Origin of the sequence: Stieleria neptunia (genome assembly GCF_007754155.1) — a bacterium.
In the GTDB taxonomy this organism is placed as follows: Bacteria; Planctomycetota; Planctomycetia; order Pirellulales; family Pirellulaceae; genus Stieleria; species Stieleria neptunia.
Genome location: NZ_CP037423.1, coordinates 6,602,248 through 6,622,830, shown reverse-complemented (window position 1 = coordinate 6,622,830; position 20,583 = coordinate 6,602,248). Strand labels below are relative to the sequence as shown.

General features: G+C 59.9%; 17 protein-coding genes. 7 read left to right on the top strand and 10 right to left on the bottom strand.

The window, feature by feature from the left end:
• Window positions 1–143 precede the first annotated feature (143 nt).
• Window positions 144–842 (top strand): RsmD family RNA methyltransferase, encoded by a 699-nt coding sequence (locus tag Enr13x_RS23050; protein WP_145389212.1) that lies wholly within the window; start codon window positions 144–146, stop codon window positions 840–842.
• 326 nt (window positions 843–1,168) lie between these two features.
• Here Enr13x_RS23050 and Enr13x_RS23045 read toward each other — a convergent pair whose 3' ends face one another.
• The 5 genes from Enr13x_RS23045 to Enr13x_RS23025 all read right to left on the bottom strand — a co-directional run bounded on the left by Enr13x_RS23045 (window position 1,169) and on the right by Enr13x_RS23025 (window position 5,765).
• The gene (locus Enr13x_RS23045; RefSeq protein ID WP_145389211.1) at window positions 1,169–1,828 is read right to left on the bottom strand and encodes a 3-keto-disaccharide hydrolase; all 660 of its coding nucleotides are present in this window, start codon (window positions 1,826–1,828) and stop codon (window positions 1,169–1,171) included.
• Window positions 1,829–1,966: 138 nt separating this feature from the next.
• On the bottom strand, window positions 1,967–2,365 hold the full coding sequence (locus Enr13x_RS23040; protein WP_095740141.1) for a hypothetical protein: 399 nt from the start codon (window positions 2,363–2,365) through the stop codon (window positions 1,967–1,969).
• A 1,208-nt stretch (window positions 2,366–3,573) separates the two neighbouring features.
• On the bottom strand, window positions 3,574–4,431 hold the full coding sequence (gene ilvE, locus Enr13x_RS23035) for a branched-chain-amino-acid transaminase (protein ID WP_145389210.1): 858 nt from the start codon (window positions 4,429–4,431) through the stop codon (window positions 3,574–3,576).
• A 39-nt stretch (window positions 4,432–4,470) separates the two neighbouring features.
• A complete protein-coding gene (locus tag Enr13x_RS23030) occupies window positions 4,471–5,280 on the bottom strand; it encodes an enoyl-ACP reductase FabI (protein ID WP_145392630.1) in 810 nt (269 codons plus the stop codon).
• Window positions 5,281–5,306: 26 nt separating this feature from the next.
• Window positions 5,307–5,765: a 3-hydroxyacyl-ACP dehydratase FabZ family protein gene (locus Enr13x_RS23025; RefSeq protein WP_145389209.1), complete on the bottom strand. Its 459-nt coding sequence runs from the start codon at window positions 5,763–5,765 to the stop codon at window positions 5,307–5,309.
• 437 nt (window positions 5,766–6,202) lie between these two features.
• Here Enr13x_RS23025 and pgsA point away from each other — a divergent pair, with 437 nt between their 5' ends.
• Together pgsA and Enr13x_RS23015 are read left to right on the top strand one after the other, a co-directional pair.
• Window positions 6,203–6,895 (top strand): CDP-diacylglycerol--glycerol-3-phosphate 3-phosphatidyltransferase, encoded by a 693-nt coding sequence (pgsA, locus tag Enr13x_RS23020; protein ID WP_231743725.1) that lies wholly within the window; start codon window positions 6,203–6,205, stop codon window positions 6,893–6,895.
• Between the two features lie 7 nt (window positions 6,896–6,902).
• A complete protein-coding gene (locus Enr13x_RS23015; protein WP_145389208.1) occupies window positions 6,903–7,904 on the top strand; it encodes a CPBP family intramembrane glutamic endopeptidase in 1,002 nt (333 codons plus the stop codon).
• 76 nt (window positions 7,905–7,980) lie between these two features.
• Here Enr13x_RS23015 and Enr13x_RS23010 read toward each other — a convergent pair whose 3' ends face one another.
• Together Enr13x_RS23010 and der are read right to left on the bottom strand one after the other, a co-directional pair.
• Window positions 7,981–9,354, bottom strand: a complete 1,374-nt coding sequence (locus Enr13x_RS23010) for a hypothetical protein (RefSeq protein WP_145389207.1) — start codon at window positions 9,352–9,354, stop codon at window positions 7,981–7,983.
• 165 nt (window positions 9,355–9,519) lie between these two features.
• The gene (der, locus tag Enr13x_RS23005) at window positions 9,520–10,857 is read right to left on the bottom strand and encodes a ribosome biogenesis GTPase Der (protein WP_145389206.1); all 1,338 of its coding nucleotides are present in this window, start codon (window positions 10,855–10,857) and stop codon (window positions 9,520–9,522) included.
• A gap of 133 nt (window positions 10,858–10,990) precedes the next feature.
• Here der and Enr13x_RS23000 point away from each other — a divergent pair, with 133 nt between their 5' ends.
• Window positions 10,991–11,908: a uracil-DNA glycosylase gene (locus Enr13x_RS23000; protein ID WP_231743724.1), complete on the top strand. Its 918-nt coding sequence runs from the start codon at window positions 10,991–10,993 to the stop codon at window positions 11,906–11,908.
• A 138-nt stretch (window positions 11,909–12,046) separates the two neighbouring features.
• Window positions 12,047–13,714 (top strand): glutamate ligase domain-containing protein, encoded by a 1,668-nt coding sequence (locus Enr13x_RS22995; RefSeq protein ID WP_145389204.1) that lies wholly within the window; start codon window positions 12,047–12,049, stop codon window positions 13,712–13,714.
• On the opposite strand, the gene Enr13x_RS38195 is transcribed toward Enr13x_RS22995, so the two are convergent.
• The gene (locus Enr13x_RS38195; protein WP_197455300.1) at window positions 13,711–15,693 is read right to left on the bottom strand and encodes a hypothetical protein; all 1,983 of its coding nucleotides are present in this window, start codon (window positions 15,691–15,693) and stop codon (window positions 13,711–13,713) included. The genes Enr13x_RS22995 and Enr13x_RS38195 overlap by 4 nt on opposite strands.
• Entirely contained in the window at window positions 15,693–17,795 is a 2,103-nt protein-coding gene (locus tag Enr13x_RS22985) for a multiheme c-type cytochrome (RefSeq protein WP_145389203.1), read from the bottom strand. The genes Enr13x_RS38195 and Enr13x_RS22985 overlap by 1 nt, the downstream gene beginning before the upstream one ends.
• A 298-nt stretch (window positions 17,796–18,093) precedes the next feature.
• Between Enr13x_RS22985 and Enr13x_RS22980 the strand changes: the two genes are divergently transcribed.
• The gene (locus Enr13x_RS22980; RefSeq protein ID WP_145389202.1) at window positions 18,094–18,630 is read left to right on the top strand and encodes a hypothetical protein; all 537 of its coding nucleotides are present in this window, start codon (window positions 18,094–18,096) and stop codon (window positions 18,628–18,630) included.
• Window positions 18,631–18,789: 159 nt separating this feature from the next.
• Window positions 18,790–19,254 carry a hypothetical protein gene (locus tag Enr13x_RS22975; protein WP_145389201.1) on the top strand — a complete coding sequence of 155 codons (465 nt, stop codon included), beginning with the start codon at window positions 18,790–18,792 and terminating at the stop codon, window positions 19,252–19,254.
• 403 nt (window positions 19,255–19,657) lie between these two features.
• Here the strand turns inward: Enr13x_RS22975 and Enr13x_RS22970 are convergent, their stop codons facing one another.
• On the bottom strand, window positions 19,658–20,431 hold the full coding sequence (locus Enr13x_RS22970; RefSeq protein ID WP_145389200.1) for a hypothetical protein: 774 nt from the start codon (window positions 20,429–20,431) through the stop codon (window positions 19,658–19,660).
• Window positions 20,432–20,583 lie beyond the last annotated feature (152 nt).

Genomic DNA, 20,583 nt, shown 5'->3' with positions numbered 1-20,583 from the left:
ACCTGCGGTGGGAACGAAGGAGTTCAGCAGCACTACGCAGCGAGCCGCGTTTCGGTTTTTGAGCGGCCGCCGACTCGTCCGGCCGGGCCGAGTCGGCGCCAGCGGGGATCGCGAAAAATTGCTGTCCGCGTATACTTCCCCAGATGAACCGCTCCCGCAAGCCGCGTCGACCGCGAACCGGATCTCTCGAATCGAAAGATCCACCGTCCACACCGAAGAAACCGCAAAAACGGCGTCCGCAAAAGTTGCGGATTATCGGCGGGTCGATGCGTGGCCGGACGGTGGTTTACCACGGTGCGGAATTCACGCGGCCGATGAAGGACAGCGTGCGCGAAAGTTTGTTCAACATCATCGGACCCCGCATCAAGGGGACGAAAACGTTCGATTTGTTCGCCGGCACCGGAGCGGTCGCCTTTGAATCGCTCAGCCGCGGCGCGTCGTCGGCCATCGCGATCGAAAAGAACCGGCGGGCCCACGCTTTTCTAGAATCGACCGCCGAGACGTTGGGTGTGGCGAACAAGATCAACATTCTCTACGGCGACGCGTTCCGTTTGGGCAGCAGTCTGTTGGGGCCGGCCAGTCCAGATGCCCCGCTGGACGATACCCCGCGGATTGTTTACCTGTGCCCACCCTACGCGATGTGGGAAACCGCCGCCGAGTCGCTGCAGGGGCTGATCCGTTTGGCAACGAACCACTCCCCGCCGGGCAGTCTGATCGTCGCCGAAACGGACAAGCATTACGACGAATCCAAACTGCCGCCCGGGCAGTGGGATCACCGCTTGTACGGCGGCACCCGTCTATCGCTGCTCGAACCGCCGATGATTTGTGGCATGCGGATGTGACGCAGGACGCAGACCTGTCGGTCAGGTGGCGCGTCACGGATGGCTGCAGGTGTTAGCGGAACGGCGCGAGCGGGCTGTCGATTTTGTGAGCCGCGCGCCGCGTAAGCGGCCGGGCACTGCGACGCTGCCCGAGGCCTTACGGCCAGCGGCTCACCATTGACTCAGCAGATCCCGACTCAATCGACAGCCTGCGAGCCGTCCGGGCGCGTTTCAAAACGCCGTGAAAGACCGGAGGGCTCGCGCCCTGCCGCTAACAAATCACACCCTGTGGAAGCGTGACGCATGAGTTCTACCGATCGGCGGACGACTGATGCGGCAGCGAACGGCTACAGCGGTTTGACCCGCAGATTGCGGAAATAGCAAACGCTTTTGGGGTCGTGGGCTTGCAGCGCGATCGTGCCTTCACCCAAGCGGCGTTCGAAATTCTTGTCGAACGCTTGTTTGTCTTCCGGTTCGGTGTAGTCGACCATCGTTTTTCCGTTGACGATCAGTTGGATCCGGCGACCGGTCACGATGATTTCTTGGGTGTACCACTGGTTGTCTTGGATCCCGTTGGCGGCCAGATCATCGGCCGAGACGTTTTCGACCGCGTATAAGCTACTCGTCTTTTTGGGGTCTTTGTGCGACACGTTGACCTGGCATTCATAGCCATGCTTCGGCCAGCCGCTCGGTTGGTACTTGGTGTGGAAATAGATGCCGGCGTTGCTGCCCGGCGTCGTCATGACTTCGGCCTTGAAATGAAAATCTTTCATCGGCGCCAGCGGCCCGACGTAGAACGCGTGGCAACGCTCGCCACGACAAACCAGCTTTCCCTCTTCGACCTGCCAGGCATCGGTGTTTTCCTCTGCCAGCTTCCAACCTTCCAGCGATTCCCCGTCAAAAATTTTGACGAATCCGTCTTCCGAGGAGGGTGATTCGGCGGGGGCGGCGTGGGGGCCGGCCAGGCAGACGACGGCAACGGCAACGGAACAGACGAAGGAACGCATTTGCAAAGACTCTTTTGTGGGGGAGGGATTTGTGGGGAAGGGAATCGAGGAAAGATTGTGACAATTCGTAAAAAAACGCTTGCCGCACCGCGGTGCTGCAAGCGTTTTTGTGGGTTCACTCGGCAGTCGGATCGACGACTACTCTTTGCCAGAATCGGTCGCGGGGACTTCGCCGTTCTTGATCTTCTCGGCAAAGGTCTTGCCGTCTTTGCTCTTCTTTTCACCGGCTTTTTCCAAACCGGCGTAGATCTTCTTTTGAGCTTCTTCGGGGTTCTCTTTGACCCAGTCCTTGGGGAAATCTTCCGCCTTCAGGAACTCGTGGATGGCCTTGCCGTACTCGTTGCGGACCTTTTTCTTGTCTTCTTTGTTGACGTGGCAGATGTAGCAACCGTGCTTACGAGCTTTTTTGACGAAGGCCTCGTCGACATCATCGCCGCTCAAGTATTTGTTTTTCCATTGCTTGCTGAATTCGCTCGTCGCCAACGCGGGGCTGGCCAGAAGAGCGAGACAACCAAATAGAATTGCGAACCGTTTCATGCATTGTCTCCGAGGAAATTTCGATGCCTCGTCTGTGGAGGCATGCCCAAGATAGGGGGCTTAGGTGGGTGGGGGATCAGTTTTGTACAACCGATTGCCCTAATTAACGCTCAAATCGACCGAAAAGTCAAATCGGGCGGACTGTTTTTGGAGCGTTTTCGCGCGGAAATGCCTTTTTGGGCGAGTTCGGCGCATGCGAGACGACCCGGGTTTTCTGCCCCAAGGCACCAGCCACTCGGGCTGGCACTTCGAGAAAACCCAGGTCGCTCGACTTGCTGCTGGCAGTGTTTTGACCCGGCCTGCCCCACGCACTCCGAGTCAGCTCCTGCTGCACAAACATGGATCGACTGTTCAGGGTGCTCGAATTGATCACAGCCCGGCGATTGAGGGGAAACGGGCAATGCGTCCTGCTTTGACGCCGAAGGGTTAGCGGAACGGCGCGAGCGGGCTGTCGGTTGAGTGAGCCGCGACGCGTAAGCGGCCGGGCATCCAGGTGCCCGCTCGAGGCCTTACGGCCAATACCGCTAAATCGAGAAGGGAACATGAATCACCCTGGCTCCCCTCTCCCCCGATTCCTGGCGAGCCTAAGCGAGTCAGGAATCGGGGGAGAGGGGCTGGGGGTGAGGGGGATAAGTGGGAATTTATACTGTGCGCCGTTGCTGGATTGCGGCGACGATATGCTCTCGAACCCCGGTTGGACATGGCGACACAGCAGAAATCAGCAGAGTATCGCCCCATCGGATACTCACGTCCAAACTTTTCTCCGGCGCAACCACGATTGCTCATCATCTGCTAAACCGAGTTTTCGAATTCATTCGCTCGGCCGCGCTGATCACGAACAAACTCGGTGACCTTGTGATTGCATCGTCGTTTCGTCATGTGGATTCCCCCTCACCCCCAGCCCCTCTCCCCCAAACAAGCCTCTCGTCATTGCAACATATTGGCATTCTAAAATCACTCGGTGCCCATGATCAATCAGAATCAACGAAGAGGCTTGTTCGGGGGAGAGGGGAGCCATTTTGGGGTAAGTCGAATCTCGATTTAGCGGTATTGGCCTTACGGCCAGCGGCTCAGCATTGCCTCGACCCATTTCCACTGAATCGACAGCCCGCGAGCCGTCCGGTTGCGTTTCAAAAACACCGTGACAGACCGAAGGGCTCGCGCCCTACCGCGAACAAACAACAGGGCAACGGTCTCGGCGAGGCGGCTTAGCGCCGCACGAGTTCGCGGAACGCCTTGTTGAGCTGCTGGGTAATCGGGCCGACCTTGCCGTCGCCGATTTTGCGTCCGTCGAGCGTCACCGCGGGAATCACTTCCGCCGCGCTGCCGGTCAGAAAACACTCATCGGCGACGTAGATGTCGTGTCGCGTCATCGGCAGTTCGGTGGTTTCGATGCCTGCTTCGCGGGCCAGTTCCAACACGGCGTTGCGGGTGACGCCTTCCAGGATGCCGGCTTCGATCGGCGGCGTGTTCAGTCGGCCGTTCTTGATCACGAACAGATTGTCGCCGGTGCACTCGGCCACTTCGCCTTTGTGGTTGAGCATCAACGCTTCGATGCAGCCGGCTTTGAGCCCCTCCATCTTGGCCAAAATATTGTTCAGGTAGTTGAGCGACTTGATTCGCGGGCTGAGCGCCGCCGGATGGTTTCGAATCGTCGAGGCGGTGACCAATTCCAAACCATTTTCGTAGTATGACTCCGGATACAGCGTGATCGAGTCGGCGATGATGATGACTTGTGGATCGGAGCACTTGAACGGGTCCAGCCCCAGCGGGCCGGCCCCGCGGGTGACGATCAAGCGGATGTAGCCATCGACGATCTCGTTCTTGGCGACCGTTTCGTTGGTGTCGGCGGCGAGCTGTTCCAGGGAAATCGGCAGCTGCAAATTGATCGCACAGGCTGATTCGTCGAGCCGTTTCAGGTGCTCGGCCAAGCGAAACACTTTTTTGTCGTAAATCCGCATGCCTTCAAAGACGCCGTCGCCGTAGAGCAGACCGTGATCGTAGACGCTGATTTTCGCGTCGTCCGGGGCATGAAATTGGCCGTTGATGTAGATCTGTCGGGACATGTCGATTGAAAACAGGAGACGCGAGAGGGGGGAAAGAAATCAGCCGAGTTGGGAATCGGTCACGGCACCGACGACGGAAGCGTCAAAATAGTTGATCGACATGCCAGCGTCGACAACCACTGATTGTGCCGTGATCCCACTACTTCGCGGCGACAACAGGAATGCTGCCGTCTGGGCAACTTCTGCCGTTTTCACCGCCTCTTTACGGGGGATGACCTGTTCGGCGTAAAGGTAAGAATCGACGTAGCCGGGAATACCGGCCGAGGCACTGGTCTTGAGCAAGCCGGCGGCCACGGCGTTGAACCGGACGCGGCTAAAGCGGCTGAACGATTTGGTCAGGAACGCCAGCGACGATTCCAACGCGGCCTTGATCGGCGCCATGAATCCATAGCTTTCACTGGCCATGCGGGTGGTGCTGATCCCGATGGTGACGACCGACGCGTCGGCGCTGAAGCGATCTTTCAAGGCGTTGGACAGGTTGATCAGTGAGTAGGCGGAGATGTCCACCGCCTGCAAAAATTGTTGTCGCGTCGTTTCGTGAAAGGGCTGAATGCCGTCGGGATAGTCGGCAAACGCGATCGAGTGCACCATGCCCGCCAGAGAGACACCTTCGTCGCCCAGTTGGTTCGCCAACGCGTCGATCTGGTCTTGGTGTTCGACATCGCAAACCCGCACGTCGCGGTCCCGCAGCAGTTTCGCGGTGCTTTCCTTGCGGGCTTGGCTGCGGACGGCGTAAATCACCTTGCCGCCGGATTGTTCGATGATCCGTGCGATCGCGTACGCCACGCTTTTTTTGTTGGCGACGCCGAGGACCAAATAGGTCTTTCCGGACATCTGCAAAAAATCCATCACGGCCGGTTGGTTCTCTTGATCGCTCACCGCTCCGCCTCCCCGTTCGTCGCCGGCGACTCGGGGACGCTGACGCTGACGGCAAAATCTAACCGCATCGCCAGTTTTCCATTGAGCATCATTTTGCCGGTCAGGTAAAAGGCGTTGCTGAGCTGGTCGTTCAGCGTCACGTGAATCTCCACGCTGTCGTCGGGGCGGATCATGCGTTTGAATTTGACGCTGTCCATGCGGGTCGCCACCGGCACGCTGCCCGCCGCGCCGTCCATCTGTTGGTGCAGCAACACCGCGCCGGCCTGCAGACAGCATTCGCACTGGATCACGCCGGGGACGATCGGTTGCCCCGGAAAGTGGCCTTGGACGAAAAATTCATCCGCGGAAAACGTTTTTTTGCAGACAATTGACTTCTCGCTCTGTTCGCAGATTTCGTCAATCAGACGCATCGGCGGGCGGTGGGGGATTGCCTGTTCGATTGCTTCGATACTCATGGGCGTAATTGAAGTGTTGATCGGCAAAGCGCCAAGACGGCAGGCGGATCGGAAAACCCGGCTGCGGGCCGCGTGCAGTGTCCAAATCAGGAGGCAGGGGGCTGTCGATCGCAGATGTCGCGTAACGGCGTGATCACTCCCGCAATCGGAATCCCTCCCGCGATCGGATTGAGTGAGCCGCGACGCGTGAGCGGCCGGGCAATCGCGTGTTGCCCGAGGCCTGACGGCCTGCGGCTCACCCTTGACTCCTCAGATCCCGATCGATTTACGATCCGCCCGCAAGTCCCGTTCACCTTAAAACGAGGCATTGAAAGGGCACCATGGGAATCGCCAGCAAAGGGGAGACCCGCGCAGCTTCAGCACGGAGGCGGGCTCTGCAGGCTCATCCGGGCGAAAACCCCGCGTGCCCCTTTCCTCGTTGGCCAGAGACGATCATCATGTCGACAGTCCGTTGTGCAGCCCCGACGCGTCTGAATCATCCCCAAAAAGCAGTGCCCTTGCCGTCGTCACCGCAGTCCGTGCCTCCCGAATCGCCTCCCGAACCGCTCCGTTCGATCGGGAAGCGTTCGATTTACAACGTGCCGAACGCGTTGACCAGCATTCGGTTCGCCATGGCGATCGCCGTGATGGCGCTGATCCCGTCGGGCTATTTCCTGGCCGCCACGGTCGTCTTTTTGATCGCCGCGTCGACCGATTGGATGGACGGCTATTGGGCACGCAAATACGGCCAAGTCACGAAGTTCGGTCGAATCTTTGACCCGTTTGTCGACAAGATCATCATTTGTGGCTCCTTCATCGCCCTGGTCGGGGTGGCCAACACACCCGTTGCCTCGTGGATGGCCACGCTGGTCGTCGGTCGCGAGTTGTTGGTGACCAGTTTACGAGGCATGGTCGAGGGCAGCGGCAAAGATTTTTCGGCCAGCTGGCTGGGGAAATGGAAAATGGTGCTGCAGTGCGCCGCGGTCGTCGCCTCGCTGATCTTTCTGCAATACGCAACCGCGCCGTCCTGGCTGAACTACACCACGCTGGGATTGGTCTGGGGATCGATCCTGTTGACCGTGTACTCGGGCTACGATTACACGTTGGCCGCGGCAAGGCTGATGCAGGACGAACCCGACGAACCGGAATGAACGCTCCATGCCGCGCGTGAACCCCTTTGAAATCGGCTTCTTCGCCATCTCGCTGACCGTGCTCACGCTCCTGGTTGCCGGCAGCGTGCTCTGGATCCGGTGGTTCCTTGGACAGGGCAAACGAAATCTGTGCGGCGACGTTTCATCCGAACTGATCACCCGGCTTCCCCAGCCCCGGCCACGCTGGACCGTTTTTGATTTCGTGTTGATGTTCGGCCTGCTGATCTTGGTGGGGGCGCTGTTGCAGCAATCACAGCAGCCCGATCAACCGGGGCCCGACGAAGCGCCACAGGCCGCGGCCGATGTGGTCGATCAAGCCGTCGATGCGCCGCCGGGCGAAGACCCGGGTGAAGACCCGGGTGAAGACCCGGGTGAAGACCCGGGCGTTCGCGCGGCGAAGCTCGTCAAACAGGTTCAGATCCACTTCATCGCCAACCTTTCCGCCTTCGTGTTCACCTTGGTTTTCTTGCGTCTGACTCAAGGGGCGAGCCTTGCGCATTTGACCCTGATTCCGAATCGGCAGGACGTCCGTCGCGGGCTGTTTGCAACCGTCTGGATTCTCGCTCCCGTTTTGTTGTTGAATCTGTTGGTTTCCCAACTGGTCCAATACGAACACACGGTGACGAACTTGCTGGCCGAAGAGAGCGGGACGCGGACGTTTCTGGCACTGTTTCTTTCCGCCGCGTGTTTGACCCCGATCGTCGAAGAGTTTCAGTTCCGTTTGCTGCTGCAAGGCGGGCTGCAACAGGTCGCCGACCCGCTGCCGGATTCCGACCCCCTGTCGAGTTGGAAACCCGCCACAGCCTGGCCGATCTACGTCACCAGTTTGCTGTTCGCGGCGATGCACTTGGGCCAAGGCGCCGCGCCGATCCCGCTGTTTTTCCTGTCGGTCGGATTGGGGTTCTTGTACCAGCGAACCGGCCGTCTGGTGCCCGTGATCGTCGTTCACATGCTGCTCAACGCCGCAACGCTGTGCATGGAGTTTTGCCGCGTCAATGTGGGGTTGTAGCGCTTCGCTCGACCCTCCCGTCGCTTCGCTCGACCCTCCCTGCCAGGGAGGGTGACTCAAGCGGCGTGTGCCACACTCAATGGTCGGCGTTTGATGCTGGCAGATTCGCCGCAATCACGCTGGCGATCAATCCCGGCAGAAAGATCGCGCCGGCATCGGCAAAGCGTCCCAGCGGCGGGCTCGACAAGATCACAAAGCCGACGCTGAAGATCATGTACGAGATCGCGACGACGGCCAATGCATTCCAACCGTCGGGGACGATGATCGGTCCGAGTGTCGGCTGTCTGGTCGCTTGGATCAACAACCCCAGCGTTCCCATCAAGATCATCGCCAGAAAGATCGGATGCATCGCGATGTTCGCCGCGGTGCCCCAAACGCTGCGACGAACCGCCAGCATCAACCAGCGCACGTAGCCGCCCGGTGACTGAGCCAGAATCGCCCGATTGAAGGCACCGATTCGTCGGTGAACGGCGACTTGCGGAGCGACTGGGCCGACCGCATCTCGTTGTGCGAATTGATCGCGGGCGAGCGGCCAAACGACGCCGTAGTTGATCTGGCCCCATTGCTGCTCGATCGTCAACGTGGGCAGCGAGCCGCCGGTTGGGTTGGGCAATTGAAACCCTTTCCTCTCCAATTCGTCGGCGACCGCTCGTCCCAGTTCCCCCGACTCGCCGGGCAGATCCCTCAGCGTCTGGGGTGGGACCGTTTGAACCAGGACCGCGGATAGGTTTTGATGACCGAACGGGGCGATACCGAAATCGGCGACCACCCATTTTCGAACAAACATCCAGCCCACGACGACCACCGCGATCGATAGCGCGATTTTGAATCCCAGCAGTGGCGATGGCGGGGGCGTTGACCGGTTTGTTTCCGCGGCGTCGTGGGGCTTGTGATGACGAGACAGCAGCCAGCCGGCCACCGCGATCCAGGGGATCAGAAACAAGTAGGCCGGTCGAACAAAGATGGCAAAAATCGCGACAGCCGCGCACGCGATCGCTTGGGGCGTCGATCGCGTGCGCGACGCATTCATCAAAAACGCGGCCGTGATCACGCCCAGCGACGCCGCCGGCGCATCGGTGCTGATGGTGCTGATGTGGTCCGCCGCCGTGCATCCGACCAACACGCAAGCCGCCGCCGCCGTTGCCGATCGCAGCGGCATGCCACGGCCGATCAAGGCTTCGGCCAGCACCCATGACGCGGTCGCGTGCAGCAGCACGTGCAGCAGCGGAACCCAGGACAGTCCGACGGTCGCTTTGAGAATGGACAAGACGATCGGATAGGCCGGCGTGCGAATCGAAAGCAGCGCGTCGGTCAACGAATCCAGCGGATAATCGACGTAGCTGGGCGTGTCATTGACCGTGTGCACGGAAAGACGGCCCGAGACGGCGGCCAGGAGGAAGCCGGTCAAGGCGAACAGGATCCATCGAACTGCTGGGGCGTTCCGTTTCATCGACTTTGTGATCTTTGTACGACGTCCTTTCTAGGTCGTCGAGGAAAGTCCTACGGACGACAGCCCGGAAGGGCCATCGTACCCACAAGAGCGGTCGGCTAGAGCCCGACGGTCCCTCCAGGGTTTCCCCTGCTGCATTGACAGGCTGGAAGCCTCTCCCACTGCCTAACGATTGATCGCGTCCTCTTCATCGTTCCTCGCTCGTTTTTGCAAGTACATCTTGATCGGCACTTCGCCAAATTTCAGATGATCGCGCATCACGTTCATTAGGTAACGCTGGTAATCGTTGGAGAACGCCTTCGGATCGTTGCACATCACGACGATCGTCGGCGGTTCGGTGGCGACTTGGGTGGCGTAATAGATTTTGGGTCGGCGATTCTGATACAGCGGCGGTTGGTGGGCTTCAATCGCGCTCCGCAACAAACGATTCAACTGTCCGGTCGACACCCGCTCGCGGGCCTGTTTGAACAGCATCGACGAATGATTCATCAGCGCTTTGACGTTCTTTCCCGTCTGGCCGGTGATGAAGGCAATCGGCGCGTAGGAGAGCGTCGGAAATTGACGGCGCAGATAACGAACCCATCGCTCGGTCGGAATCGTGTCGTGCAACAGGTCCCATTTGTTGATCACAAAGATGCACGGTTTGTAGTTCTCGATGACGTAGCCGATCAGTTGCTTGTCCACTTTGCTGGTCGTTTCATTGGCGTCAAAGAACATCAGCACGACGTCGGCGCGGCGGATGCTGCGTTGGGCCCGGTGCATGCCATAGTATTCCAGGTCGGTGCGTTGGCTCTTTCGTTTTCGCAAACCCGGCGTGTCGATCGCGATGAAGGTTTGGCCGTCGACTTCGAAGTGCACGTCCACGCTGTCGCGCGTCGTGCCGGGTACTTCGCTGACGATCATCCGATCGGTTTCGGCCAGGGTGTTGACGAAGGTGCTTTTACCGACGTTTCGCCGGCCGACGATCGCCAGTTTCATCGTCGGCACGTTGACCGTTTCGTCCGACGGCGGAAGCCGGTCGCGAATCAGTTCCAACAGCTCTTCGCGGTTGCGATTCTGAGTCGTGCTGACCGTGATCAAATGCCCGCGGCCGAGCCGGTGAAACTCATCGGCGTGGATGTCCTGGTGCCGCTGGTCGGATTTGTTGGCGACCAGAATCACCGGACGCTCGACCCCTCGGAGCCGCTCGACGACCAATTCATCCAGCGGCATCAGCCCGGTTTGGACATCGACGACCAACAGGATGACGTCGGCCGAATTGATCGCAAATTCAATCTGGCGGCGGACGTCCGCGGTCAAATCGTCCGGGTCTTCGATGCCCAACCCCCCGGTGTCGGTCAGCTCAAAAAACTGGTCCTCCGATTCAATCAGGGTCGTCATGCGGTCGCGGGTGACACCCTCATAGTCGTCAACAATCGCCAGACGGCGGCGGGCGAGCCAATTAAAAAGACTGCTTTTGCCGACGTTCGGACGGCCAACAATCGCAACTTGGGGGACGGGCATGGAAAAGACTGTCGGACAGGCGTGGCGCGGAACGGGATGGGAAACCAGCGTGCTATGTTAAACGCCATGGTGCAAAACAAGTAGGCCGTGTGTTATCTATGGTGCCATGCCGCAAGAAAATCAAAACATCCCAATGCTCGATCCGGCCGTCACGCTCGCCCAAGCCGGCGGACTGGCCGAACATCTGCAACGCATCGGCGTCCAGTGGTTGCCGACGGCCGATCCGGATGCCGCGGCCGCACTGGCGGAACATTTTCGATTCGCCGGCAGCGGTTCGCCCGATCAAGCCGCCGATCAAGCCGCTCCGCCGTCGTCCGCCTCAGCCCCCCCGTCGGTTCAGCCCGCCGCCGCGGCGCCGCCCGCCACTCCCGTCGCGGGTGCCAGCGGGGCGGTGCAGCCGAGCGTCGGCGGACCCGCCCCCGCGTTCTCCCTCGAGGTCGATTCGGCCGATCCCGCCGAGCCCTACCCCGGACCCTCGCTCGCCTCCGATGCTCGCGCCGCCGAACTGGCAAAGTTCTCCGAACAGGTGGCCGCCTGCACGCGCTGTGAAATCCTTTCCAAGTGCCGCACCAAAACGGTTTTCGGCGAAGGCAACGTGAGCCCGCGCGTCGCCTTCTTTGGCGAAGGCCCCGGCCGCGACGAAGATCTGTCCGGCCGCCCGTTCGTCGGCAAAGCCGGTCAACTGTTGACCAAGATGATCCAAGCGTGCAAGTTCGCCCGCGAAGACGTCTACATCATGAACACGGTCAAGTGTCGACCGCCCAACAACCGAAACCCCGAGCCGACCGAAATCGAAAACTGCCGTGAGTACTTCCAAGCGCAGCTGGAAATCTTGCGACCCGAATACATCGTCTGCCTGGGGCTGGTCAGCGCCCAAGCGCTGCTTCGCACCAAACTGTCCGTCGGGCGATTGCGAGGAAAATTTCATCAATACTTTGATAGCAAAGTGTTGGTGACCTATCACCCTTCATACCTGTTGCGCAATCCGGCCGCAAAAAAAGCGGCCTGGGACGACTTGCAGCTGATGCTTCGCGACGCCGGCTTGATGTAGCCGCCGAAAAAACTCGTATTGACCGGTTTTGCAATACAAGAACAATCTGTGCATCGATCGCGGATACCAAACGTAAGCGAAAGGATCGCTTACCCATTCGTGAAAGCTGAACCCCACGATGTGCACGGAGGCCATCTCATGCGACACGCATTTGACGTTCGACAAAGCGTTTCTTTTCGGACACTCCTTGGCGATGACTCGGTCAACAAAGAGCTGGTTCCGCTGTCCAAGGTGTCCGGCACGGGTGCTCCGCCGATGACGTCGGCGACCGTGGAAAGTTTCGCGGTCGAAGACGACGCGCCTGCGGGACCGGTCATGCTGGCCGGGTTGTTTCCCGAGGCCAAGTTTTTCGGCTGCGAGGATCTCGGGGTTTCAAATCTCGTCGCAGACGTCGCGTCCTGTGGTCCAGGCGATGTCGTGATGTACCGCGTCGGTGAAGGCGATCCGAACGAGTTGATTTCGGTCGCGTTGGCCCGCGGCGCCGGCGGCATTTTGACCGAACAAATGTTGCCCTGTCCGCTGCCCCAATGCATCGTCGGCAGCGTTGACCATGCCTTGGCCCGAATCGCATCGGCTCGGCACCAGCAGCCCGATCGGACGTTGTTGACCGTTGGCGTTCTCGGTCATAGCGGCAAAACATCGACGTGTCTGTTGGCGGCAACGTTGACCAAGGCGTTGGGGATTCGAACCGCCTACCAATGTGACCTCGGATCCAGCGACGGCGTGGTCAACGAGACATCATCACGACAGGTCTGTTACGGCGCCGAGTTGATCGAGTGGATCGCCGAATCGAGCGACTGTCTGAGCCGGATCGCGATCATCGAGATCGATGAAACGGCCGCCCGCGATGGACACTACGACTCGATGCAGTTTGACGTGTTGCTCGTCACGGGGAAACGCGAGTTGTCCGACGATTTTGGACCGTGTGGGTTGCAATGTTTGATCGAACAACTGACGTCGACGGGAATCGTGATCGCACCCGGCGACGACGCCAAGACGGTTCGATTGTTGGACGAATCGCGGTGCAAGCCGATCTATTATGGCACATCGTCCGACAGCGAATTCGGTGCGATCATGATCGATCAATCCGGCGGCATGGCGACGCTGATGCTGACCGCCGGTGACACCAGCGCGATGATGGAAACGCCGCTGTGCGGGATCTCGATGGCATCCAACATCGCCGCCGCCGCGGCATTGGGTTCGCTGTTGGGGCATTCACCCCACGAGATCGCCAAGCATTTGTCCACGCTTCGATCGATTCCCGGCCGTGGTCAGCGTTTGGTTGATTTTGGCCACGCGACGGTGGTGCTGGAAACCGGCGGGACGGTGGATCGTGTCACCGAGGCGTTGCGGACGGCCAAGGCCGTCGGTGCAGGCGGTCGGGTCTGGTGCGTGTTGGCGATCGGCGAAGGCGACGACGACGATTTGTTGGCCAGCTACGGACACGCGATCGAACGATTCGCACATCATTGCGTGGTGACGTCGCGTCCCCATCAGTCCGGTTCGTTTTTGCAGCGCTCCCACCAGTTGCTGGACGGCGTGAAAAAGTGCGCCGCGATTCGCTTGGTTGCCGATCAAGACAAAGCCATCGAGTGGGCGATCGAATCCTCGCGGGCGCGTGACACGATCGTGGTGATCACCAGCCAACGTGTGCAATCGGCTCACGAATCCCGAACCGAGATCGAACGGCTGGCGCGTCTTGTCGATGTCGCCCGATCCAAACAAGACGCCGAAGAAGAAGCCGCGTCGGGCGCCGATTCCGCCGGGGAAGTTGGTGCACCGATCAAACTGAAACTGTTCCGTTAGAACTTCCAGCGGTATTCCATCCGGGTGCCGTAGACGTTGTCATCGCCTTCGCGCCAGCCGTGCATGACGTCGAACCGCAGCAGCGTCGCGTTGGAGATCGGGAACTGATACCGGGCTCCGATCGCGTACTGATCGCCGCGGGCGATCGCGCGATCACCGTGGGGCGTCAGGTAACTCAGCTCCAGCAGCAGCTGGCGGTCCAGATCGTCGCCGATCAAATCGACGCCGACCGAGCCGCCGGCCGTATCGGCGGCGGAGGTATCCAGCGTGGCAAAGCCGTTCAACCCGTCGGTGTCAAAGTTGATTCCCGTGTTGCGTAAGATGCCTCCGGAGATTCCGGCGCGGGCGACCGATTGTGGCCGGTCCCAACCATAGAAAAAGTTGGCGTAGGGAACCACGGTCAACGGCGCGGCCGTGATCCAACTGTTTTCAACCAACAGCAATCCGCCGTCGGCGGTTCGGTCGGATTTGGCGCGATCCTGTCCCGCATTGACGATCACACGGACGCTGTTGCTGATGCGATCGAAGTAGCGTCGCGTAAAACTGAACGTCGCGTTGTGGTAGCTCAATGAATCATCGTTGCGGTGATTCAGGTACGCATAGCCCGTTTCGATGTAGCCGCCATAGGCTTCGATGAACCACGCGGTCCCGAAGGCTTGTGCATCGCTGTTGTCGGCAAACGCGGGGCTGTTGAGTTGATCGAACACGGCAAAGAAGCTGACATCAAAGTTGGCCCAGTTGAGCAGCCGGCTGTGCTTGGCCGGTAGGGCAAACGCGATCCCGCTGACGGCGTCTTCCATCCAAATGCCGTTTTGGAACAACAGCGGCATCAGTCCCGCCGAGATCGGCAACTCCAGCGGCGAGGATTGATTTCCCAAGGCCCCCAGCATGACGCCCAGATCGCCTTCGAAGAACGCGGTCGCCGGCGTCAGGTTCATTTCGTTGCGGTAATGCAAATCACCGTCGATCATTTCCCAACGCGTGAATCGATTCTGTTTGTCCAAGGGGCCGACAAAGGCATGGAATCGTTCGGTGTCGGTGATCTGGAGATCCAAATCCAAGTTCAAGCGATTGGCCCAATTGTCGGCCCGCCCGCCGGCGTTGCGCCCCGCTTGGATGCCCGTTCGAAAGTCACCGTAGACATAAAACTTGGGGCGAACCAGGTTCATCGGACCGAATAGATCGCGTCCCCGCGGTGTGATCCCGTCTCCGTACCAGACGCGCCCCCATTCGACCCAGGGATGCTGGGTCGGGACGTCGCGTTTCGCATCGTAGACCCAGGCTTCGCGGCCGGAATCGTGGTAGCAGGCGTCGGGATCGAGCGGCATGGGGGAGAAATCCATGCAGGGGTGGTGCAGCACGATCGGCGCCGGTTCTGCGTGCGGATCCCGGTTCAACGTTTCGCCCAGTGTCGTGGTTCGGGCTTGCGCGGTCGGTGCTTGCGCGGTCGGTGCTTGCAACGCTGGTTCAACGAGTGATCGATCGGCGTCGATCAGTGGTGCGCTGGTTGCAGCGGTGCCGGAAACCGCAGTGTCGCTGCCGAACAAGTCTGCAGGCAATGGCGGGAGTTGCGTATCCGTCGTGGGCAGGCGCCGCATCGCCATCTCTGGTTGTGGCTCGATTTGCGGCGTGATGTATCGATCCAGTGCGGCGGTGAATCGGTCCAGTCGCGATCCCGTTTGTGGCCGCGGTGCGGCATCAGCGCGGCGTGCCGATTCGGCGACAGATTCGTCGCAAACGGCGGACGGATCCGACGCGGCAGGTGGCTCGGTTGGTGTTGGACTCGTTTGCCGGTCCAGCTCCGCAAGTGTGCGCCGAAGCACGCGGTCGAAGTCCGTTGTGACCAGGGGCGTGGCGCCCATTGGAGTCGTCGCGTCCGTTGTTGAATGAACCGGCGGCAGGCGACGGGGATGGTCTGCACCGATCGCGCACAGCGACAGCAGCGTCAGGGCGAACAAGTATCGTTTTGATTTCGTCATCAGCGCACCCAAAATGTATGACTGGAGGGGTGCAGGTCCAGCGTGTTTTCCAACATGCGGTGAATCATGTCCGGCGTGCTGTCGATTTGACGCATGAAGTAAATCGGTTCGGTGCGGTTTCGCATTCGCACGCTCAATCGATACGGTCCTTTCTTTGTCATCACGTCGGCGGGAATCGAGTAGCGGGCCGTTCGTGAATCGAGCGGCGCAATCGAGTGGGCTTCCATTCGGATCAATGGCGGGTGGTTCAGTACCGAAACGGGAACGGCACCGGGGCGTAGGAAAACGAGTTGGTCGAGGGAGAAGTTCAGCGGCAGAGCGGCTTCGCGATCCGTCCCGCGAACGTTGTTGATCAAGAACTTGGTTTGCAGATTGAACAGATCTTTGTCGCGCTTTACGCGGTGTGTCGCGACATCGACCGAGTGCATGTCGGCCAGATCGCCGTGTCGATCCAGATAACCGCTTTCCCAAACACGACAGCCGTCGGGATCGATCAACGCGACGTTCAGCCAAAGCTGTGGTTGTGCGCCCAGCGAACCCGTCGGCAGATTGTGTCCCTCGCTGATGTTGCGAACCGTGTAGTTGAATTTCAAACGGCGTCCGGCGGTCGGCTCGTGTTCAAAATGCGGGCCTTCGATTTTGAGTCCGCCTTCCATGGTCGCGATCGACCCGGCGCGCTTCTCGGCGAGCTTGGCCTGGTTGGCGTCGATGATCTTGCGTCCGTCGCGTCGATCGTCGGCGGTGTCCCACGGTTCGGGGAATGTCATCCCTGCGGTCACCGCATTTTCAAACGCGTCGGTTCCCCAGCCGGCTCGATAGTCGAACGCCAGCCACTGGCGCGGCGTGTACTGCTTGGCTTTGGGGTGGTGCGGAAAGATCCCCGGGTGGGCGATGGAGAAGCCCGGCCCCCAAAACATGTGATTGGACTGTTTGCGTTTCTCGCCGAACGGCTTGTCACCCAGATGGGCCACGAAGTCGGTTTGATAGCCATGCGGTTTGCCCGGCACGGCACCCATGTGACAATCCTGGCAGGACACACCGCGTTTGGACGCGGGGCCGGCTCGATATTGTGCGTGCACGACTTCTAGCCAAATGCCCGGATGGACGGCGACCTGGTGACAGGAGACGCACACGTCGCTGTTGGTCAGCGGCTTAAAGAACCGGCCCTGCAAGTGAATCGCTTGTCCCGGCCCGCTGTCCTGCGGCGAAAGTTTCAATTTCAACGCGTCGGCATTGGCGATCGCGTCACGGACCCCCGCTCCGCCGCGTCCGCCGTAGACCGGCGCGTGAATGTTGCCGGGAACGATTCGGCGGTCCCCGTTGCTGCGCCAATAGTGTTCGTTGATTCGGTGACAGGCGATGCAGGTGACGCCTTCGCGGACCACGGGTGGGGCATCGAGCACGCTGGCCGAACGGGGGATTTTCAGTTGGGTTTGGACCGGAGAATGGCAGCGGTTGCAAAAGCTGCCCACGGTGCCCTCGGTCAGCTCGGTCATCGCTTGTTCGAATCGATTGTACATCGGCGAGACGGTGGCATAGGCGTGGCCACTGGCCCTCCATTGTTCGTATTGAACCGGGTGGCAGGCACGACACGATTCTGCGGAGGGATAGCAGTCTTCCGTCCACAGGTCTTCGTGGGGATCACGTCGGGCGGTGTCGTCACGGTCTTGGGCCGGGCCCAGGCCGGCCAGCGGATCGGCGGTCGAGCCGTGCAGCAGATCGTCTTGCAGTTCGCCACCGAGCAAGTCGCCGCCGAGCAAGTCGCCGCCGAGCAAGTCATCACCGCTCGCGGTCAACGGGGTGTCGGTCGCCGGCGATTCACCGTCGCCCCGTGCAGCGATCCGCAGCGATTGCCGCAATTGGTCGACCGACAGCGGAGCCTTCGCCGGGTGGTCGGGGCCAGCTGCGATGCGCTGGAGCTGGTAGAACGATTCGGGATCCCATGCCGTTGGTGTGGCGAGACGCTGGGGGGGCTGCCACGAATCTCGCTCGCTCGGATGCGACCAAGACTGGGGGATTGTTTGTTGCGCCGGCGCGGGAACCACGCGAAACGTCAAGATGACGGTGATGGATGCCACCAGAATGATGGGTTTGGCCTGCATTGCCCGCCTGTCCGGAGCTCGGAAGAATTGAAACGGGACCGGTCGACTGGCACCGATCTGATTCTTCGATTCGTCCTGACATGACCGTTGCATCCGGTCGGACTGACATAGCCGGTTCAAAGCTCCTAATCGGAACAGCTTATTGAGGAAAAACCCTCTGCGGGGTCACCCCTTGGGACGCTGTCCAAGATTTTTCGAGCTAGCGTTCAGTGTTCGTGCAGACGGCGCGAAAGCTTTTCAAACCGGATCGGTTCTCGGTCCAATCCCGGCAGACCCTCTCACAACGGTTGTCAGAACGATGCCAACGTATTCCTACAAGACCTTGCCCACCGAGGGACAAGCGAAAACGTATCGATGCAAAGTGGTCGGAGACAGCACCGCAACGCTTCAAGTCGGTCGCAAATCCCTCAAGGTCTTCGTTCGTGAAACATCCGGTGGCGGTTTCACACTCGGACTCGGCCCGAAACTGGCAAAGAAGATCAAGTCAGGCAAGAGCTACGACCTTCGCTACGACGGTCGCCGCATTCAAGTCATCGCCGAAACGTTCGTCGAAACGATTCAGGGGGAGGCTCGCTTGCAAGTCGGCACGATCCGTGAATACGAACCGAAAGAACGCTGGGCATTTCGTCTCCCCTTTACCAAAGGTTCTCGCGTGATTGGACATGATTCAGGCATCAATAGTGGTGCAGCCTACGGTGGTTTCGTGTTGGTGCTGTTTTGCGTCATGTCGCTGCCCGGCGTCGGCGACCGACTCGGCACCGCGCCCCGAATCGAATCAGCCCTGGCGTTGATGAGCAAGAATATCACCGACGTGGTGCACGCAATCCGCCACTAACCCGCAAATCTTTCCTAAAGCCTCTCGTCGTCGTAACCGATACAAATGGTGTTCGCATCCGCGGACGCCATTTTTTTTATGCGCCCCGGCCCTTGGACTGACACTGGCACCGGGGCTGACAGTCTATCCCGCTGTGAAGTGGTGAACGAGAGCAACACGATGAGAGCTGACCGCAAACCAGACGAGCGACTGAGTCGTGTTTCACGCACGCTGTTGGGGCTGGCGCTGCTCTGCGGCGTCGTGACATCCAGCGCCGGTTGTCGGCTGTGTTGCGACCGCGAAGACCAAGCCTATTCAGCCTACGGAGGCAGTTGGGAACGGACGCAGCGTGACTCGGGACGTGTCGGCAGTCTGTTTGATCCCGGTGGTGCACGAGTCGGAGACGTTTCTCCTCGCGACGCGGGCCGCGATGAAATCGAAGCTCGCGAGCGGGTGGCGCCGCTCGGCGGCGTCAAATCCAGGGGCTCTGACGGCGACCCGACGCCTGAACCGGTCCGGCCCGAGAAGAAGTCGGACGAGGAAACCGAGCAGGAGTTCCAAGAGCGATTGAGGCGGTTCCAGGAGGAGAAAATGCTCAACGCGGGCATCGTTCCCGGTGAACCTTCGCCTCCTGATTTTCGTTAACGCGTCTCGCTCTGTTTCGGCCATCGCAAGTGGGATCGGCTTCCAGCCTGTCGGGTCAGTGATCACAGACTGGGCGCCAATCCCACTTTGGTGTTGGCAACGAGTGTCTTCCTAGATGCCCGCGGGTTATCGCTGTGAAGCATTTTTCTCATGTGTTTCTTGAGGTTTTAGCGGCAGGGCGCGAGCCCTCCGGTTCTTCGCGGTGTTTTTGACGCGCGACCGGACGGCTCGCGGGCTGTCGATTGAGTCGGGATCTGCTGAGTCAATGGTGAGCCGCTGGCCGTCAGGCCTCGGGCAGCGTCGCAGTGCCCGGCCGCTGACGCGCCCGAGGCTCACAAAATCGACAGCCCGCTCGCGCCCTGCCGCTAAAAAATGCTTCACAGCGCTTCCCGAGGGTGGGCGATTACGGTTCGTCGATCAGCACGACATCATCAGGTAGCGGTAGCATCCCGTGCTGGGTCAATCGGTCCAGTTCGCGATAGCGGATGCTCACGTAGTCGGTCGTGTTGTTCAAGGCTTGCTTCATTCCGGCTTCGATCAACGCCTGGACTTTGTCGTTTTCAATGGTGCCGCTACGTCCGGTCACCGAGGACAGCGGCACCCGCATGACTTCTAGTTCCTTGACGGCGTCAAGAAAGTGTTTTTCGATCCGCGGGTCGGACGAGATTCGGACATGATCGAACTCGTGACGGACCACGCGGTCGTCCCAGAACTGATCTACCGTTGGCGGAGTGCGCAACCAGACATCGTGTGATGAAATCAATTTGATGGAGCGAAAGCGGACGCGAATCGTCACCATCGCTTGACCGAGCGCGCTGTTGTTTCGTCGACCTTCGATCTGCCATTGCGCGCGGCTGTCGTAGCGATAACGAAACGTGAACCTTGTCTCGCCGGCCAGACGTCGACCCAAGGGCAAGGACGTCGGATCGCTGGTCGGTTGACCGCCGGTGATCAGCCGCACCGTGCCGCGGCGAATCAACGTGGCAATTTCGGGCGTGGCTTTGGGCAATTCATTGAGTCGAATTTCAACGCTGCGATCTTCTCGGTCTCCACTCCGATCGGGCGCAACGCTCTGACCCATCGCCGGCGCCATACCGATCAAAGCTGAAACCATCACGCCGGCCAAGCAAGCCATCGGATGTTTGAAGGACCAGTGGTCACGCGGTGACGGATGCATGGAGTCCCCGGATGTTTAGGTGGCGCATGCCAAGTAACCGCACCAGTGAGTTCGGACGTTACGATTGTTTGCTCTGGATGTGGTTGGACACAACCCGCTCGTGGCCTGACTGGTAAGGGACATTGCAGCTTCAAATGTCACGCCTCCGGTGA

What these genes read in the sequence shown, in the direction of transcription:
- Enr13x_RS22985 (WP_145389203.1), bottom strand. Translation starts at nt 17,795, where the DNA reads ATGCAGGCCAAACCCATCATTCTGGTGGCATCCATCACCGTCATCTTG.
- Enr13x_RS22970 (WP_145389200.1), bottom strand. Translation starts at nt 20,431, where the DNA reads ATGCATCCGTCACCGCGTGACCACTGGTCCTTCAAACATCCGATGGCT.
- Enr13x_RS23015 (WP_145389208.1), top strand. Translation starts at nt 6,903, where the DNA reads ATGCCGCGCGTGAACCCCTTTGAAATCGGCTTCTTCGCCATCTCGCTG.
- Enr13x_RS22975 (WP_145389201.1), top strand. Translation starts at nt 18,790, where the DNA reads ATGAGAGCTGACCGCAAACCAGACGAGCGACTGAGTCGTGTTTCACGC.
- Enr13x_RS38195 (WP_197455300.1), bottom strand. Translation starts at nt 15,693, where the DNA reads ATGACGAAATCAAAACGATACTTGTTCGCCCTGACGCTGCTGTCGCTG.
- Enr13x_RS23000 (WP_231743724.1), top strand. Translation starts at nt 10,991, where the DNA reads ATGCTCGATCCGGCCGTCACGCTCGCCCAAGCCGGCGGACTGGCCGAA.
- Enr13x_RS23030 (WP_145392630.1), bottom strand. Translation starts at nt 5,280, where the DNA reads ATGGATTTTTTGCAGATGTCCGGAAAGACCTATTTGGTCCTCGGCGTC.
- pgsA (WP_231743725.1), top strand. Translation starts at nt 6,203, where the DNA reads ATGTCGACAGTCCGTTGTGCAGCCCCGACGCGTCTGAATCATCCCCAA.
- Enr13x_RS23050 (WP_145389212.1), top strand. Translation starts at nt 144, where the DNA reads ATGAACCGCTCCCGCAAGCCGCGTCGACCGCGAACCGGATCTCTCGAA.
- Enr13x_RS22980 (WP_145389202.1), top strand. Translation starts at nt 18,094, where the DNA reads ATGCCAACGTATTCCTACAAGACCTTGCCCACCGAGGGACAAGCGAAA.
- Enr13x_RS22995 (WP_145389204.1), top strand. Translation starts at nt 12,047, where the DNA reads ATGCGACACGCATTTGACGTTCGACAAAGCGTTTCTTTTCGGACACTC.
- ilvE (WP_145389210.1), bottom strand. Translation starts at nt 4,431, where the DNA reads ATGTCCCGACAGATCTACATCAACGGCCAATTTCATGCCCCGGACGAC.
- Enr13x_RS23025 (WP_145389209.1), bottom strand. Translation starts at nt 5,765, where the DNA reads ATGAGTATCGAAGCAATCGAACAGGCAATCCCCCACCGCCCGCCGATG.
- Enr13x_RS23010 (WP_145389207.1), bottom strand. Translation starts at nt 9,354, where the DNA reads ATGAAACGGAACGCCCCAGCAGTTCGATGGATCCTGTTCGCCTTGACC.
- Enr13x_RS23040 (WP_095740141.1), bottom strand. Translation starts at nt 2,365, where the DNA reads ATGAAACGGTTCGCAATTCTATTTGGTTGTCTCGCTCTTCTGGCCAGC.
- Enr13x_RS23045 (WP_145389211.1), bottom strand. Translation starts at nt 1,828, where the DNA reads ATGCGTTCCTTCGTCTGTTCCGTTGCCGTTGCCGTCGTCTGCCTGGCC.
- der (WP_145389206.1), bottom strand. Translation starts at nt 10,857, where the DNA reads ATGCCCGTCCCCCAAGTTGCGATTGTTGGCCGTCCGAACGTCGGCAAA.